The organism is Mycolicibacterium peregrinum (assembly GCF_001665625.1).
Classification (GTDB): Bacteria; Actinomycetota; Actinomycetes; order Mycobacteriales; family Mycobacteriaceae; genus Mycobacterium; species Mycobacterium peregrinum_B.
The window spans coordinates 29,054-44,504 of the sequence record NZ_LZSY01000170.1 but is presented as its reverse complement, the minus strand read 5'-3'; the positions used below and the strand labels follow the sequence as shown (position 1 = coordinate 44,504).

Annotated in this window: 15 protein-coding genes and 2 pseudogenes; 7 read left to right on the top strand and 10 right to left on the bottom strand. The window is 65.3% G+C overall.

The annotated features are described in order from the left end of the window. Nucleotides 1–60 precede the first annotated feature (60 nt). Nucleotides 61–171: pseudogene (locus A5779_RS34905) on the top strand (hypothetical protein); the annotation flags it as partial. Here A5779_RS34905 and A5779_RS35000 read toward each other — a convergent pair. Together A5779_RS35000 and A5779_RS26790 are read right to left on the bottom strand one after the other, a co-directional pair. Beyond that, a pseudogene (locus tag A5779_RS35000) lies at nucleotides 147–446 on the bottom strand (DNA gyrase subunit A); the annotation flags it as partial. The pseudogenes A5779_RS34905 and A5779_RS35000 sit on opposite strands and share 25 nt — an antisense overlap. An 11-nt stretch (nucleotides 447–457) precedes the next feature. After that, nucleotides 458–2,491 (bottom strand): toprim domain-containing protein, encoded by a 2,034-nt coding sequence (locus A5779_RS26790; protein WP_064886746.1) that lies wholly within the window; start codon nucleotides 2,489–2,491, stop codon nucleotides 458–460. Nucleotides 2,492–2,835: 344 nt separating this feature from the next. On the opposite strand from A5779_RS26790, the gene A5779_RS26785 reads away from it, so the two are divergent. Continuing rightward, the gene (locus A5779_RS26785; RefSeq protein ID WP_064886756.1) at nucleotides 2,836–3,264 is read left to right on the top strand and encodes a hypothetical protein; all 429 of its coding nucleotides are present in this window, start codon (nucleotides 2,836–2,838) and stop codon (nucleotides 3,262–3,264) included. Here A5779_RS26785 and A5779_RS26780 read toward each other — a convergent pair. The 4 genes from A5779_RS26780 to A5779_RS26765 form a co-directional block, all read right to left on the bottom strand. Then, nucleotides 3,257–4,177 carry an alpha/beta fold hydrolase gene (locus tag A5779_RS26780; RefSeq protein ID WP_064886755.1) on the bottom strand — a complete coding sequence of 307 codons (921 nt, stop codon included), beginning with the start codon at nucleotides 4,175–4,177 and terminating at the stop codon, nucleotides 3,257–3,259. The two genes, A5779_RS26785 and A5779_RS26780, sit on opposite strands and share 8 nt — an antisense overlap. 85 nt (nucleotides 4,178–4,262) lie before the next feature. Further along, the gene (lysE, locus tag A5779_RS26775; RefSeq protein WP_064886745.1) at nucleotides 4,263–4,862 is read right to left on the bottom strand and encodes an L-lysine exporter; all 600 of its coding nucleotides are present in this window, start codon (nucleotides 4,860–4,862) and stop codon (nucleotides 4,263–4,265) included. A gap of 127 nt (nucleotides 4,863–4,989) precedes the next feature. Further along, nucleotides 4,990–5,469, bottom strand: coding sequence for a hypothetical protein (locus A5779_RS26770; RefSeq protein ID WP_064886744.1), 480 nt, complete (start codon nucleotides 5,467–5,469; stop codon nucleotides 4,990–4,992). Continuing rightward, nucleotides 5,469–6,086 carry a TetR/AcrR family transcriptional regulator gene (locus A5779_RS26765; protein ID WP_064886743.1) on the bottom strand — a complete coding sequence of 206 codons (618 nt, stop codon included), beginning with the start codon at nucleotides 6,084–6,086 and terminating at the stop codon, nucleotides 5,469–5,471. The genes A5779_RS26770 and A5779_RS26765 overlap by 1 nt, the downstream gene beginning before the upstream one ends. Nucleotides 6,087–6,184: 98 nt before the next feature. Between A5779_RS26765 and A5779_RS26760 the strand changes: the two genes are divergently transcribed. From A5779_RS26760 to A5779_RS26745, 4 genes are all read left to right on the top strand, one after another. Further along, entirely contained in the window at nucleotides 6,185–7,528 is a 1,344-nt protein-coding gene (locus tag A5779_RS26760; protein ID WP_064886742.1) for an alpha/beta hydrolase family protein, read from the top strand. Beyond that, nucleotides 7,525–8,478, top strand: coding sequence for a fumarylacetoacetate hydrolase family protein (locus tag A5779_RS26755; RefSeq protein WP_236734896.1), 954 nt, complete (start codon nucleotides 7,525–7,527; stop codon nucleotides 8,476–8,478). The genes A5779_RS26760 and A5779_RS26755 overlap by 4 nt, the downstream gene beginning before the upstream one ends. Before the next feature lie 13 nt (nucleotides 8,479–8,491). After that, on the top strand, nucleotides 8,492–9,229 hold the full coding sequence (locus tag A5779_RS26750) for an MBL fold metallo-hydrolase (protein ID WP_082941866.1): 738 nt from the start codon (nucleotides 8,492–8,494) through the stop codon (nucleotides 9,227–9,229). Between the two features lie 78 nt (nucleotides 9,230–9,307). Continuing rightward, nucleotides 9,308–9,715, top strand: coding sequence for a carboxymuconolactone decarboxylase family protein (locus A5779_RS26745; RefSeq protein ID WP_064886752.1), 408 nt, complete (start codon nucleotides 9,308–9,310; stop codon nucleotides 9,713–9,715). A 480-nt stretch (nucleotides 9,716–10,195) separates the two neighbouring features. On the opposite strand, the gene A5779_RS26740 is transcribed toward A5779_RS26745, so the two are convergent. The 3 genes from A5779_RS26740 to A5779_RS26730 all read right to left on the bottom strand — a co-directional run bounded on the left by A5779_RS26740 (nucleotide 10,196) and on the right by A5779_RS26730 (nucleotide 13,747). Continuing rightward, on the bottom strand, nucleotides 10,196–10,882 hold the full coding sequence (locus tag A5779_RS26740; RefSeq protein ID WP_236734895.1) for a class I SAM-dependent methyltransferase: 687 nt from the start codon (nucleotides 10,880–10,882) through the stop codon (nucleotides 10,196–10,198). Nucleotides 10,883–11,177: 295 nt separating this feature from the next. After that, the gene (locus tag A5779_RS26735) at nucleotides 11,178–11,864 is read right to left on the bottom strand and encodes a DUF3159 domain-containing protein (protein WP_236734894.1); all 687 of its coding nucleotides are present in this window, start codon (nucleotides 11,862–11,864) and stop codon (nucleotides 11,178–11,180) included. After that, nucleotides 11,861–13,747 (bottom strand): S9 family peptidase, encoded by a 1,887-nt coding sequence (locus A5779_RS26730; protein WP_064886740.1) that lies wholly within the window; start codon nucleotides 13,745–13,747, stop codon nucleotides 11,861–11,863. Before A5779_RS26730 ends, A5779_RS26735 begins: the two co-directional genes overlap by 4 nt. Nucleotides 13,748–13,816: 69 nt before the next feature. Here A5779_RS26730 and A5779_RS26725 point away from each other — a divergent pair, with 69 nt between their 5' ends. Next, nucleotides 13,817–14,548, top strand: a complete 732-nt coding sequence (locus tag A5779_RS26725) for a helix-turn-helix domain-containing protein (RefSeq protein WP_064886739.1) — start codon at nucleotides 13,817–13,819, stop codon at nucleotides 14,546–14,548. Nucleotides 14,549–14,608: 60 nt separating this feature from the next. Here A5779_RS26725 and A5779_RS26720 read toward each other — a convergent pair whose 3' ends face one another. Beyond that, nucleotides 14,609–15,382, bottom strand: coding sequence for an AraC family transcriptional regulator (locus tag A5779_RS26720; RefSeq protein ID WP_064886738.1), 774 nt, complete (start codon nucleotides 15,380–15,382; stop codon nucleotides 14,609–14,611). Between the last annotated feature and the right edge of the window lie 69 nt (nucleotides 15,383–15,451).

Here is a 15,451-nt window from a genome sequence, read left to right as displayed (position 1 = left end):
AAGTCCTCGAAGATCTGCTCGGCGGTCACCGGTAACCTGCACCCGCACGGTGGCGCATCGATGTACGGGGCCGCGGCGCTCATGGCCGCCGAGTTCCAGCGCGTGAAAGTCATTGACGGACAAGGCGCATTCCCCCGCATCCAGGGCGACATTCCCGCCGCGGCCCCGTACATCGATGCGCCACCGTGCGGGTGCAGGTTACCGGTGACCGCCGAGCAGATCTTCGAGGACTTCTGCGGTTTGTTGCCGGGCAACAGTTTCGACTCGTGCATCTGGTAGAGCAGGCGGCGCTGACCCGGCTTGAGCCCGTCGAATGCAGAGGGGATGGCGCGGTCGCTGACGCTGTAGAGCGCGAACGTCAGCTGGTAGTGATTCCAGTAGTCATCGGCGCTCTGGTCGAGCACCAGGTCAGGGTTCTGCTCAGGAACGTCCAGGGTGGCGGTCACAGTACTTCTTCCTAGGTCAAGTCGAGCGCTGCGGTGTCGACACGGGCGGCGACTTCGGCCATCCACGTGCGCCGGCCTTCCGGCGGCCCGCCGAACAGGGTGTGGTGCAGCTTGGCTTCGCCGTCGTCGAGATTCACTCGAATCACGGTGCGCCGCTGCGGATCCAGCACGGTGTTCCAGAAATCGTCGGCATCCATCTCGCCCAGGCCTTTGTTGCGCTGCACTTCCACCTTGCGCTTCGAGGTGGCTTTCAATTGCGCCACGGCCGCGTCGCGTTCGGACTCGTCCTGGCAGTAGATCCGGTCCTGGCTGTCCTTGACCACGAACAGCGGCGGCAGCGTCACGTAGACCATCCCGGCCTCGACGAGGGGCCGGTAGAAGTCGAGGAACATCGAGATCAGGCTGGAGTTGATGTTGCCGCCGTCGGGGTCGGCGTCGGAGGCGAACAGGATCCGGTCGTAGCGGCACAGCTCCGGATCGCAGTGATCGCGCACGCCGCAGCCCAGGATGCGTTCGATCGAGTCGAACTCATCTTTGGCCCGCGCCTTGCTCAGCGCAAACCCATAGACGTTGGGTGGCTTGCCTTTCAGCGGGAAGGCCGCCTGGAACGTGGCGTCGCGTGCGGCCTTGATGGTGCCCAGCGCGGAATCGCCCTCGCACAGGAACAATTCGGCGCCCGAACCGCGGCCGGTCTCCCGGCTGGGGAGCAGCTTGGGCGGCAGCGACAGGTTCGTCCCCAGCCCCTTGGCTTTCGATGCCGCGCGGGAGCGGGCCTTCGCGCCTTCGGCGCTGCGCCGCGCGCGGGCGGATTCCAGCGCCAGCTTGGTCCACAGCGACACCGCGTCGTTGTTGGCGGGGTTCGCCGCCCAGATGGTGACGCTGCGTGCGACATCCGGGGCCATCGCGACGTTCAGCGACCGCGACGACACCGCCGTCTTGGCCTGCGAGTCCCAGGCCACGTCCGGTGCTCGAGTGTCCACGGCCAAGGCGGTGACGGCGACGAAGTCCTGTGGTTCCGGGCCGTCCTCGCCCTTGGCCAGACCCAGGTCGCGGATGCGGGACGCCCGGTCGGCCAGGGCCTCGGAGAGTCCCTTCATCGCGGCAGTCAGGTGGGATCCGCCGTTGGGGGTCCGCACGGTGTTGCAGAACGCGGCGACGGTGGCCGGCTCGGCCGGGCCCGCGGTCAACGACCAGCGGAACGGGGTCGGGCCGCGGCCGGTGGTGTACTCGCCGCGGCCTTCCACGACGGCACGCACGCCGGGCAGGGGATTGCCCGAGGTGGTGCACATCAGGTCCAGCAGGGTGTCGGTGCCCCACGGGCCGCTGAACTGTTCGAGCAGGGCGGGCGGGACTTCCTCACCGGGCCAACCCTCGTCGATGACGACCAGGTGCACCCCGGGCGACATTCGCGCCGCGGCATGCGCCCGCAGCAGGACCTCGCCGATGTCCACGGTCGAGTCCGGCACCACCGTCGCGTCGAACAGGATGCGCACCGTGGTGCCGTGCGCATCGGGCTTGCGGTTGCCGGTGCCACGCAGTTTCTGGGTGTCCGAGCGGGTGAACTCCGCGTTCGGGTCGAAGTCTTTGCCCTCGAAGGTGCCGGGGTAACCGCCGCCGAAACTCTGCAGGTAGGTCTTGCCGGCCCGGCGTACGGTCACGTCGGTACGGGCGGAGATGAACACCGCTGCCGCGGCGCCGATTCCGTTCAGGCCGGCGCCGGTGCTGGTGGCGTCGGTGTGCGCGGAGAACTTGCCGCCGGCCCGCGCGGTGCCCAGGGTCTTGACGATGCCGTTCTTCCCGGTGGTGGGGTCGGAGTCGACCGGAAGGCCGCGACCGTCGTCGGCGACGCTGACCGAGCCGTCGGCGTGCAGGGTGATGGTGACCGTGGACCCGCCGTGGCTGGGATCGGCGACCTCTTCGATCGCGTTGTCCACCAGCTCACGCAGCGCCGTGTTGAGCACGTCGAGACCAAGGTTGACCGCCGGCCGCAGGCGGGTGTGCTGGACATCGTCGAGCTCGGTGATGTCTGCGGCGTTGTAACTCACTGCTGGTCCTTTCCCACCAGGGCCGATGCCGGAGCGATCGGTTCCAGCCGCTCGCTTTCGGCGGGCGGCGTAAGCATTCTCTCTTGGAAGGCAGACAGCCTCCGACAGCCACGGCCGAAAGAATGGGTATCGAATCAAGATCAGATGCCTCGGGGATTCTGCCGGGCCGATCCGCGCGCTGACAAGGTCATCTCTAACTCAGATGGTTCCCATCAAAAACCATCGTTGGACTAGATCATTTTCCTCGGGTCAGATGAAGCATGCGGCGTTCGCGTCGGCTGCGCAGCCCGCGCGGATACCAGCTGAATGTCGGTATGTCCCAGTTCAATCCCAAAGGAGCAAGCATGCCCGTGGTTCGGTTCCAGATGTCGTCGACGCTCGACCCCGTCGCCCTCATGGACGTGCTCACCGACTTTGGGCCGTCCCGGCCAGATCGGTGGCCAACCATCGACGAGGAGCATTTTCGGGTGCATGCGTTGGGCGACACCTGGGCAGAAGTGACCGAAGGCACAGCGTCGGCGTGGGAGCGCGCCCGCTACGACTGGGACGCCGAGCGGCGGCGCGTCACCGTGACCACCCATGACTCGAAGGTCTTCGGCCCGGGCGGCGGCTGGACATTTCAACTCACGCCGCAGGAGACCGGCACGCGCATCGACATCGAACTCGTCCGCACTCCCACCGGTCTCAAGCGCAAACTGCTGGCCGCCTTGTTGCCGGCCGTCGCCCCGAGCGCGCTGAAGAAGTCATTCGCCGGGCCGTTGGCCGCTAGGTGATCGACCAGAACTCCAGCAGCGTCCGGATCGTCGCCACCAGCGGTAGGGGCTGATCCAGCATCGGGTGGTGGCCGGCCTCGGCGAGTTCGACGAACGGGCCGCGCAGTTGCAGCATCGACCGGATCTGGGCCGCCATGGGCGGTGGGACCACCCCGTTCTCGCATCGCAAATACCCGACCCGGCAAGGGATTCGAGCAAACGTGTGCTCCAGGAGTTCCTGGTCGGTGGCTGTCTCGTCCATCAGATGGCCGCCGAAGATGTCCGGGTCGAACTTCCACACCCACCCGTTGTCGGTCTTGCGCACCGACTGCACGGCGATGTGGTGACCGATGTAGGGCAGCGTCACGTCCTGCTTCGGCACCGCCCGGAATCGGGCCAGGATCTCGTCCTCGGTCGCGTATCCGGCGGTGTCGCGACGTCGGTTGCGCAACCGGACCTCCTCCGGGGCGCGATCACGCAGCGGGGAGTCGATGACCAGGATGCTGTCGATCTGCGCGCCGTAGCGGGTGGCGGCCGAGGCCCCCACCCAGCCGCCCATGCTGTGGCCGACGATCGTGGGCCGCGCCGTGGACCCGGAGGCGTCCGAGGCGGCGAGCACTTCGCGGGCCCAGATCGACAGGGCGTATTCCTTGCGAGTGTCGCTCTCGCCGTGCCCGCTCAGGTCGGGTGCGACGACGCGATGGGTTCGCGCGAAGAACGGGGCGACGTGATCCCACCAGCCGGAGTGAGCGCCGCCGCCATGAACGAACACCAGCGGCGGATTGTCCGGATCACCCCAGCTCCGCACGTGGATGGCGCAGCCGTCGACGTCGATGGTCGAGTGCTCGGGGGTCTGTTCCAGGGCAGAGGTGAACCAGGCCGGGGCATTCGCAAAGGGGTGCGGGGCCTCCGTCGGCACTCCACGCCGGAACATGCGGTTCACCTGCTGATTCTGTCTCATCGCCGGAAATCGATCGAGACCCGCCCCGGCGCATGTCGGGCTGAGCGTCCTCCGAGGCTCAGGACAGCGCGAGGCTCGTGCCGAGCGCGATCATCATCACCGCGATCAGTCCATCGAGGATGCGCCAGGTCATCGGGGTGGCGAACAGTCCAGCCAGTCGGCGGGCACCCAGGCCCAGGCCGGTGAACCACACCGCACTCGCGGCCACCGCGCCGGCGCCGAACAGCCACCGCTGCTCGTGGTGCTCGTTGGCCAGCGAGCCGAGCAGCACCACGGTGTCCAGGTAGACGTGCGGGTTCAGCCAGGTCAGCGCCAGGCAGGTGACCAACACCTCGGCCAGGCGAGCTGGGGTGCGCTCGGACGGGTTGAGGGTCGAGGGCCGGAAGGCGCGCCGCGCGGCCAGTGCGCCATAGCCGATCAGGAAGGCCGCCCCGCCGAACTTCGCGACCGTCATCGCGTCGGGATGCGCGGTGATCAGCGCGCCGACCCCGGCGATGCCGGCGGCGATGAGGATCAGGTCGGAGACCGTGCACAACGCGATGACGGCGACGATGTGCTCGCCACGGATGCCCTGACGCAACACGAAGGCGTTCTGCGCGCCGATCGCGGCGATCAGCGCCATGGTGGTGAGGAATCCGATGAGCACAGGTGAAGCCATGCGTTCGAGGCTATGGACGTGCAGTGATCAAGTACAGCTAATGATTCTTCAGATAGATTAGGGTTGCTTATGCTGACCGCCACTCAAGGAATGCAGCTCATTCTCTCTCTACGACACGACGACGTCGTCAATGCTGAATGTGTTGTAGTGCACAGGATTCCGCATCGGTGCCAGGCTGCGTTCGGTGCGCCACGACTTTGATGGAGGCGTCGAGCCCGGACATGTGAAGCTGAATCCAGCCTTTGGTCATGTAGCGCAAGATGTTCCGGGCTTTTTCGTTGGAAAGTTCGATGCGCGTGACGGGCAATGCTCCGTGAGCGTCGGCCAGTGCGAGGATGTCGAAGAAGCTTCCAGATCCGGCGTGGTCATGAAATGCGCTGAGATCGACTGCGTCGATCGTGATTCGGTCAGGAGTCCCTTTCACGCAGGACAGGTCAACGTTTATCGCGACGATGAACCAGTCCCCTCGGTCCAAGCCGAGGTCGGATTCGAGCCTTGGGCCAAGGCGAATGTCTTGCTGCAGCCCGATGGTCCCAACCCAGTCCGAGAAGGTTTCCCTGTGTTCCGATGCTTCGCGGGAAGGCCGCGTTCTGTGATTCCTGGCCATCAGGGATTCACGGCAGAGTGGGGATTCTGGGCTGCCTGAATGACCCGTCCTACCAGTTCGGAGACGTAGGTCGCATCGACCGGATGGCGGGTGAGGGCGCTTCGGAAGTGGATAGGTGCGATGAGCAGTTCGATCACCTGCCGGGCATCGACGTCACCCGGAAGTTCGCCACGGGTGATCGCACGCGTGATCATCGGCAAGGTCATCTGATAGCGCCGTTCCCAGAACGCTTCTCGGGCAGCGGCCACGTCGTCGGAATCGCTGACCGCAGACAGTGATCGCACCAGGCCGCGGCCCAGCGGGGTGTCCAGGTATTCACCGAGTGCGGAGCCGAACGCGGTCAGATCTGTGTGCAGCGACCCGGTGTCGGGGATCGGCAGTTCCCGTGCGCTGGAAGTCAGTAGGGCGTCAAGGACCAGATTCTCCCGGGTTCCCCAGCGTCTGTAGATGGAGCTGTCGCGGACGCCGGCACGCCGGCTCACGTCGGGAATGCTGACCTTGTCGGCACCGTGCTCGCTCACCGCGTCGATCACCGCTTGGTGGACTGCCTGTTTCACGCGGGCGGCGCGGCCGCCGGGCCGCGATCGGGGTGGTGGGGGATCAGCGACTTCGACCATGCGCCCATACTAAAGCAGAGTTTCTTGCTTTTACCCAGCCTTGCCGTCTATCTTTAACGCAGAAAATTCTGCAACTGTGTCCGCTGAGGAGGCTGGTCATGGCATCGGTGCTGCAAGCTGCGAAGCGGGTGGCCGTCACGGCATGCGCGCTGACGCACACCACAGGTTGGGCGGCGCGACGGCTGGGAGTGGCGGAATTTCTGCCCAAACTATTTGTGGATCGATTCACGCATTTGGGCGGTTTCACCGATGCGCAGTTCCGCAACCAGCTGTGCACATGTCGAACATTCGAGGATGCACAGTGGGCGTCGCACTGGCAGGGCTTCGCCGATGACCAATTGGCGCGGGCGGATAAGGCGCTCCAGCGCCTGGGCGGCCCGTCCGCTGAACAACTCGCTGACCCTCAGGGCGATGTCGACGTCGCCGTGCTCGGCGAGTTGTTGGGCCCTGCGGTGACGATCCTGGCCGATCGGGGAGCCGTGGCCGATCCGGACGCGGTGGTCAAGTTCAGCAGCCAGCACCCGGAATCCGCCGATGCCGCCGAGGCCCTGGACGCGTTGATCAAGGCGCTGGTCTACGAATTCGCCGCTGCTTGGCCAGGATTCAGTCCGCGCCGGCTCTGCGCCTACAAGCGAATGGATCGGCTGACCGAGGTTCTGATGACCGCACTCGCCCCGGCCATGGGGTGGACAGTGGATGTGGTGGAAATCCCCTCCGGTGGCGATGACGTGGTCCGCGGGTACTTACTGCTGCCCCAAGACGCAACCCACGTGCCAACGGTGCTGGTCACCAACGGACTGGAGGGCAGCATCGCCGAGGCGCTGTTCCCGATGCTGGCCCAGCGAGACGGGAATCTGGGCCTGTTCGTCATGGAGATGCCGGGCACCTATGGCTATAGCGCGCCACTGACGGTGGAAGGCGCCCAAACCGCATACACCAAAGTCGTCGACTACCTGGTCGCTGAGCCCCGCGTCGACACCGACCGGCTCGGCATGTTCGGCGCGAGTTTCGGCGGGTACTGGTCGACCCGAATGGCCGCCGTCGACGACCGGTTGAAGGCGGTGGTGTCCAACGGGCCCCTCGCGGACCGGAGTTTCGGCACGCTCAACTCCGTCGGCATGCCGGAAATCCTGGTATGGACCCTCCTCAACACTCTCGGTGCCACGAGCCCGCTCGACTTGTCGCGCAAGTTGGCAGATTTCGCACTGACCGACCTGTGCAGCAAGATTTCCGCCCCGCTATTGGTGATCAACGGAGCCCGCGACACCTTGGCCGATACGCAGGACTCGATCAACATCGCCGCCGAAGCGCCCAATGCATTGCTGGCGCTGTATGCCGGTGATGATCACTGCGCCATGGGCAACGCCGAGCATTGGACGCAGTTGGCGGCGAGATTTCTGCGCGACCATTTGAGCGCTCCGATCGCGGAGTCGGTCCGGTGACCGAGGAGATCGAGGGCTTGCCACGGATGCGGCGCGTCCTCAACGCCGCCGACCACCGCATTGACACCCAAATCTCGAGCAAGGCAGGCTGGTTGGCTGTCGAGGACGCCATCGGGATCGACGATCTGCGCACGCCTCCGACGGCGTTCACGCCGGCGTTCGAGATCGCCCGCTATGAACAGTTGGGCCTCGCCGACGGAGCCACCGTACTGCCTGTCTGTCCGGCGTCGTTCCGCGATTTCATGGTGTACGAGAAGCATGCCGTTGATGCGGCCCGTGGCCTGGCGAAGCGGTTCGTGCCGAGCGGCTATAGGGTGGCTCGGCTCTACGAAACCGTCACTCGCCGAACGTTTCCCTCGTTTCGGCCCAAGGCGCTCTGGTATCGCGAGCCGATCTACTACATGTCCAACGCGTTGACGTTTGTACCGTCGGGAGTGCCCATTCGCACGCCGTCCTATAGTCGCGCCCTCGATTTCGAGCTCGAGCTCGGTGTCGTGCTCGGAACCCCACTGCGCGACGCCACCGTCGAGCAGGCTGCAGCCGCCATCGCCGCAGTCGTCGTCGTCAATGATTTCTCCGCGCGGGACGTGCAACTGGCCGAAATGCGTTCCGGTTTCGGCCCGCAGAAAGCCAAGCACTTCATCAGCTCGATGTCGGCTACCGCAGTCGCCGGCTCAGCACTTGCGGCCCGTCTAGACGGGTTGGCCGCGAGCGTGACCATCAACGGGAAAGCGGTCTCGCACACCACAACTGCAGGTACGCGGTATTCCATGGCCGAGGCCGTCGCCCACGCATCGCGCGACGAACAGCTCTTTCCCGGCGAGCTGCTGAGCACGGGCACACTGCCCGGTGGCAGCGGGATGGAACTGGGCCGATGGCTGGCGCCGGGTGACGAACTGCGGCTGGAAATCGATGCGATCGGTGTCATCGAACACCGAATCCAAGGCTAGAGGTGATATCTCGGTGAGGATCGATCAGGTGTCGGACTCCGTTTACGTGGTCGCCGGCACAAACGTGAACTGGGCACTGATCAGCAACGGATCCGCGGTCACCATCGTCGACGCCGGGTATCCGGCCGACACCCACAATCTGCTCGACTCGATTCGTCAAATCGGACACCACCTCGATGAGGTGGCCGCCGTGCTGTTGACCCACGCTCACCTCGACCACATTGGCGCGATCCCCACGCTCGTCGAGCGCATCGGGATGCCGGTCTACACCGGATCCGAAGAAGTTCGGCACGCCAAACGCGAATACCTACAACAAATTACGCCTGGCGAGATGCTCAAACAGCTCGGAAGTCGGCGTGGTCGAAAGTGGGTCACTCAAACGATCAGAGCCGCGCGAGGGGGAATCAAGACAACAGTGCCCACAGCGACTGCCGCCGCGGCCGAGGTGCTCGCCCAACTGCCGGGTCGACTGATCGCCGTGCCGTCGCCGGGACACACCTCCGGTCACACCGCCTATTTCATGCCTTCGGAGAAAGTTCTGTTCTCCGGTGACGCCCTCGTCACCGGGCACCCCCTGTTGGACGACGACGGCCCGCAACTGCTGCCATCGTTCTTCAATCACGACGAAGCACTGTCCCGGCTCAGCGCACAACAGCTCGCCGGCCAACCTGCCTATACCCTGGTTCCCGGTCACGGCGCACCTATCGTCCACAACGAGTCCACGCCGCTGCCCATCATCGACCACCCCTGAACTGGCCGGCACGCCGTGATGTGCATCGTGGCCGGCGAACGATACGGATACCCCTTTCCGGCGACAGACAGGCAGCCAATGACTAACAACGAACCCTCGAACTCCGAACCTATGAAAACTCCGGCCTACACCAACGGCCTGCGCACTCGTCAGGAAGTGATGGGCACCGATTTCGTCACCCAGGCACTAACCCGCACTTCAGGTAGCGAATCCGAACAGCTTCAACACTTCATCACCGAGCATGTGTGGGACGGGATCTGGAACCGCCCAGGCCTGGATCGCCGCGACCGCAGCCTGCTCAACCTGGGAATCCTCACAGCACTGCGAGCGCACGATGAGCTTCGCGGCCACGTGCGCGGCTCTCTCAACAACGGACTCACTCGCGCAGAGATCACCGAATCGATCATCCACACCAGCGGATACTGCGGCGCGCCAGCTGCATTGGCCGCCATGCGCGTAGCCCAGGAAGAGTTCGACAAACTCTGACCACTGGCGAGGCTTCCTGTTGGGTATCGACCACGACTCTGTTCGATCGGTCTACTCCGCTAGACAGCGATCGAGCATCCACGCATGTGCGGTCGGGTACGGCGATCTAGTCGAACCGGCTCCCAGTTCGTGGACAACCGTCCCGTTCTCGGATCCGCAATCGGAATGGCAAAGATGCGCCCGCCAGCTCCGTGGCCACTTTGGCAAAGTCACAGGTAGGAGAGCTGTCGTCCGCCGTCCAGAATGGCAACCTACACCCCGCTCGGTTGTCGTTTCCAGTTCTCCGCTGGCAATTCCATCTTGGGTTCTGGGGGCGAATGCAACAGCGTCTAGCTGAGGAGTTGTTGATGCTGGTGGAGCGAGACCCAGCCAACCTTCGCGAAACCATGCGCATCGCGGAAAGCCGGGTTCACACCCCGGTCGATCAACACTGACAGCCGGCCGGAAAGCGAGACGAAGCTAGCTAGATCTCCGGGTGGACTACGCGTAGCCGACCCATCCCCGGAAGTTGAACGCCAGGAAGAAGTCTGCGACGTTGGTGAAGCCGGCCTCCTCGAGGATGGTGCGGTCTTCCTCTGGTGACACGACGGGGACGCCGGATTCGATTGCAACACGAGCCTTCTGCGCATCCGCGGGATCGATGCCCGTTGCGACGAGGTATGCCACATGCCGGTCTATCCAGGTCTGTCGTTCAGCCTCATCGCGGTGCGCGATGCTGAGATGCATCACGACGAACGGGGCCCCGGGCATCAGCCGGCGTCGTACCTCGGTCGCTGTACGCAGTCGTTCGTCGGGTGCAAGGAAGTGCAGTGTCAGCAGACTGGTTGCGGCGTCGAAGAGGCCAAGCGGTGCGTCGTCGATGTATCCGTTGTGCATCGTCACCCGCGACGCGTCTGATCCGAGGGTCTGTACCGCGAGATCCAGCATCGCAGCCGATGGGTCGACCGCATCGAAGGTCCACCCTGGGTGAGTCTCCGCGAGTGCCTTCGTCTCCAGTCCTCCGCCGGCCCCCAGCACCAGCAGCCTCGCGTCAGACGGAGCGCGTTCCTCGATGAGGACGCCGACCAGGCGGTGAATGTCGGCCAGGGCGGGCACCATCTGCCCGGCGCGCTTGGCGTACATGGCGACGTGCGCGGGATCGTCAAATGGGTTCGGTGGTGTGGTCACGCCACGAGGGTGGCCGCCTGGGGTCTGAGGTGGCAAGTGAACTTGCCATATGGGCAATATGTACGTCGTCACGGTTGCGAGCAGCGCGCACGACGTCGTCGCCGAACTTACTGCGCCCGGCACCACACCTCAATGCGTTAGCGCAACGTCGACATCCACGCCTTGGTCCGATCATGCAACGGCAACCTCGCTCGAACGTCTGGACCAATCCACCGTTCAAATCCTGGGCGGCATCGGAATCTACTGCGCCAGAATCAACGACTCACGACTGGCCAGGAACCGCCCCATCACCGCATCAGGGGCACGCGGCGGGCTCCGGAGAGTCGCTCGCATCGGTCCCTGTGCTGTGCCGGTCGATGTCTGAGCCGATCTGCCGGTTCGCGCGGCGGACCGCCCAGTACACCACCACGGATACCGCGCCGAGCAGTGGATAGCCCATGGCGATCCGGGCAAGCGCCAGCCAGCCGGTGAAGCCGCCATCGTAAAGCCATTGCTGCACAACGAATCGCGCGGAGAACAGCGCCACGAATGCCAGTGTGGCGACGTCGAACGCGTGCAGCGCCACGGTGTCGGCGCGCCATGACCGATCGGGCCCGGCGCTACGCAGCAGGTTCCATATCACTCCGACCAAGGGGCGTCGCGCCAAGAGGGATACGGCGAACACGGCCGCCATCGCCAGACTGAGCCAGATTCCAGGCAGGAAGTAGTCTTCGGCGGACCCGGTGTAGTGCGCGATCAGCGCGGCGACGACGACCCCGAGCAGACCCGATACCGCCGGCTGAATAGGCTGCTTGCACAACAGCCGGAGCATGATCAGACCGACGCTGACGCTGACGGATATCACGACCGCGGCGTCCAGGCCGGCGATCGCGTTCGCGATGACATAGGCAAACGTGGGCAGGCTGGCGTACACCAGCCCGGACACCCCGCCCACCCGTTCGAGCAAGGTCGGTGAATGTCCTTGCCCCGGTCCGTTTGTCACGATTTCCTTCCATCACCCAGGTGCTCGGCGAGGAAGCGGTCGACGGTCTTGTACATGTCGATCACGTTGTCCGGGTTGATGAATCCGTGCCCCTCGTCGTGTTTGATCATGTACTCCACCTCGACTCCGCGGTCGCGTAACGCCTCGACCAGGTTGTCGGACTCGGCCTGGACCACGCGAACATCGTTGGCGCCCTGGATGACCAGCAGTGGCGTGCGGATCTGGTCGACCTTCGTGATCGGCGAACGGGCCAGCATGTCGGCCAACTGGTCCGGGTCGTCCGGGTTGCCGACGAACAGATGCCAGTTGTTGGCCAGGTGCGGGCGGGCGATCTCGGGTAGCGTCCGCATGAAGTTGCTCAGATCAGAGATGCCGACGTAATCGACTGCGGCAGCGAACACATCGGGTGTGAAAGTGACGCCGACCAGCGTCGCGTATCCGCCGTAGGAGCCACCGAAGATGGCGATCCGCTTCGGATCCGCATACCCCTGCTCGACGGCCCAGTCCACACTGTCGATCAGATCGTCGTGCATCTTGCCGGCGAACTCACCGACCGCGGCTTTGGTGAAGGCCTTGCCGAAGCCCGCCGACCCGCGGAAGTTGACCTGCAGCACCGCATATCCGCGGTTGGCGAGCAGCTGCACCGGCGGGGAGAACATCCAACCGTCCCGCGCCCAGGGCCCGCCGTGCACCAGTAGCACCATCGGCAGATCCTTCGGCGGCACCCCGACCGGCAGGGTCAGATACCCGTGCAGATCCAGCCCGTCGCGCGAGCGGATGGTGACGGGCTCCATCGCCGCCAGGACCTCGGGATCCAGCTGCGGATGAGACCCGAACAGCAGCCGGCTGTCCCCGGTGTCGTGGTCGTAGAGGTAGGTCATCCCGGCTTCGCGGTCATGGGTGAAGCTGACCACCCAGCGTCGGCCGGTCAGGTCGGAGCTGATGGCGTTCACGTCGCCGTCGGACAGCTTCTCCAGGTTCGCCAGCACCGACGCGAAGTGCGGGTCCAGCGGCTGAATCACCTGACGCTCCAACAGGTACCGCACCCCGAGCAGATCGCCGGTGCGCCGGTCCAGGATCAGCGGCTCGGCCAGCGTGTTCACCACGCTGGCGCGGGTGTCCACGTCGTAGACCGGATGGCTGTCGACGTGGGTCTGCTCGCCGGTGATGACGTCGACGCGCACGATGCGGGTCCGGTCGGTGCCGTCGTTGGAGCCGATCCAGATGCCGGTGCCGTCCGGCGTGACGGTGATCGGGTAGAGCCCCATCGTGTAGTCACGGCCGTCGAAGGTGACGATGGAGCGCAGCGTCTCGGTCCGCGGCTCCCACTGCAACAGCTCCACGTCACCGTCGGCAGTCAGTGCGGTGGAGAACAAGTCGCCGTTGCTGCTGGCCCGCCAGCCTGCTCCCTTGCCGGGGTTCTTCGCCACCATGGTGAGTTCACCGGTGGCGATGTCCAGCTCGTAGGCGTCCATCAGGGTCGGTGTGCGCTTGTTGGAGTACACCATCGCCTTGGCCGGATCGCCGAGCAGTTCGTGGCCGGCCATCGCTCCCGGGAACGGGGTCAGATCGACCGCACCGGACTCGGGGTCCTGCGGGTCGGCCCGGAAGACATGCCAGTTCTCGTCGCCGCCGGTGTCCTGCAGGTAGAGCAGCCAGCGGGAGTCCCTGGTCCACTCGTAATGAATGATGCTGCGGGTGCTGTCGGCGGTAATGCGCTGCGGCTCGCCGTCGAGGTTGCCCACGTCCTGGATCCAGATGTTGAGGCGGTCCCGCCATGGCGCGAGGTAGGCGATACGGGTGCCGTCGGGTGAGATCGATGCCTGCGCGCGGGCGGGCGGCGCGAACAGATCGTCGACGGAGAGCAACTCAGGTGTTGGCATCCCTCCATCGCACACTCGGACGCAACGGCACAGTCAAGTCCCGGGCATGGGCCTGGGCATGATGGACAGGTGGCGTGGAGTACTCGGGAGATCGCCGAACTGGCCGGCACCAGCTTGCGCGCCGTCCGCCATTACCACCAGGTCGGCCTGCTCCCGGAGCCCGAACGCCGGTCAAACGGATACAAGCAGTACGGCGTGGCACACCTGGTCCGATTGGTCCGCATCAAACGGCTCGTCGACTTGGGGTTCTCGCTCCCGCAGATCGCGGCGATGGGTGACACCGACGAGCATCCGGAACAGGCGTTGCGGGAACTGGACGCCGAGCTGGCGGCGACCATTGACCGGTTGCAACGGGCCCGCGACGAGCTCGGCGAGCTGCTGGAGAGCTCCGCGCCGACGGATTTGCCGCCCGAGTTCGCGCCCGTGGACGCCGTCGCCAAGATGACCGACGCGGATCGCAAACTGGTGGTGGTCCTGAGCCGGGTGCTGGGCCCGCGCGGCCGACAGGTCTATGCCGACCTGATCAGGGACACCCGCGAGGATCCGGCCGCATCGGAGCTGGACACGCTTTCCGCCGACGCCGACGAGGCGACCCGCCAGGATCTCGCCGAGCGGCTGGCGCCCTACATCTGGTCGGTCCGGCAGGCTCATCCCGGACTCGCCGAGGCCCGCGCCGACGCGCCGCGCGGTGCGAACTTCGCCGAAAAGACCATCGATGACGCGATGGCCGATCTCTACAACCCGGCGCAGATGGACGTGCTGCGCCGGGCCGGTCAGATCGTGCGGCGGCTAGCCACCTAGGTAATCCCAGGTGCGCCGCAGGAAGTTGTGGTGGCTACCGATCAGGACGTGCTCGGCCTGTCAGCCTGCCCGGGGCGCCCGTGTCATACGCGATGGCGACGTTCCGAACTCGGCGGAGAAGGCGGCCGTGAACGCGGCCGGGCTTGCGTACCCGAGGCGGCCTGCCACCTCGGTGACAGTGGCGTGGCGTAGGAGTGGAACTGAGGCGAGCAGTCGCGCGCGGCGACGCCACGCGGCGGGGCTGACGCCCATTTCGGCGCGGAACCGGCGGCTGAATGCTCTCTCGCCGAGGTTCACCCGGGCGGCCCACTGCGCGTTGTCAATTCGAACGTCCGGTTCGGTGAGGTAGTCGCGACATAGTGCGCCTAGGTCCGGGGCGCTGGGCAGTGCGACATGAAGTGCCATGGGAGTCAGCGCGGCGATCTCATGCAACAGCAACGCCGTAACTGCGCCCTCGCGACCGGACGGATCGTAGTCTGCGTCGAAATCTACTGCGACAAGCAGGAGTTCACGCAGCAGCGGGGTCACTTCCACCACGATGCAGCGGTGGGGCCACCAGGGTACGGCCTGGGGTTCTATGTAGAGGCTGCGAGTGCTCACCTCCTGGGTTCGCATCAGGTGCTGAACGCCCGGCGGGATCAGTACCGCGAGGTCGGTGGGAACTGTCCAGGTGCCATCGCGCGTTTCGACCACCATCACTCCGGTCACGCTGTGTAGAAACTGCGCGCGCCGGTGGGAATGCCAGTCCAGTACGAAGCCGTCGGGATAGTCGGTTCCTACGGGCAATACCACCCGCGGCGCCTCGTCGAAGTCATCTGCCGCGACATTGCGCACCTGTCCACCCTATGTCCGAAACGCGAAGATAGTCGTCTGACTTTCGCTTGTTGACAAACATCCCGAGGC

Coding starts and splice junctions, on each gene's coding strand:
- A5779_RS26765 (WP_064886743.1), bottom strand. CDS start 6,086: ATGGTCGAAGTCGCTGATCCCCCACCACCCCGATCGCGGCCCGGCGGC.
- A5779_RS26785 (WP_064886756.1), top strand. CDS start 2,836: ATGCCCGTGGTTCGGTTCCAGATGTCGTCGACGCTCGACCCCGTCGCC.
- A5779_RS26745 (WP_064886752.1), top strand. CDS start 9,308: ATGACTAACAACGAACCCTCGAACTCCGAACCTATGAAAACTCCGGCC.
- A5779_RS26770 (WP_064886744.1), bottom strand. CDS start 5,469: ATGGCCAGGAATCACAGAACGCGGCCTTCCCGCGAAGCATCGGAACAC.
- lysE (WP_064886745.1), bottom strand. CDS start 4,862: ATGGCTTCACCTGTGCTCATCGGATTCCTCACCACCATGGCGCTGATC.
- A5779_RS26760 (WP_064886742.1), top strand. CDS start 6,185: ATGGCATCGGTGCTGCAAGCTGCGAAGCGGGTGGCCGTCACGGCATGC.
- A5779_RS26730 (WP_064886740.1), bottom strand. CDS start 13,747: ATGCCAACACCTGAGTTGCTCTCCGTCGACGATCTGTTCGCGCCGCCC.
- A5779_RS26780 (WP_064886755.1), bottom strand. CDS start 4,177: ATGTTCCGGCGTGGAGTGCCGACGGAGGCCCCGCACCCCTTTGCGAAT.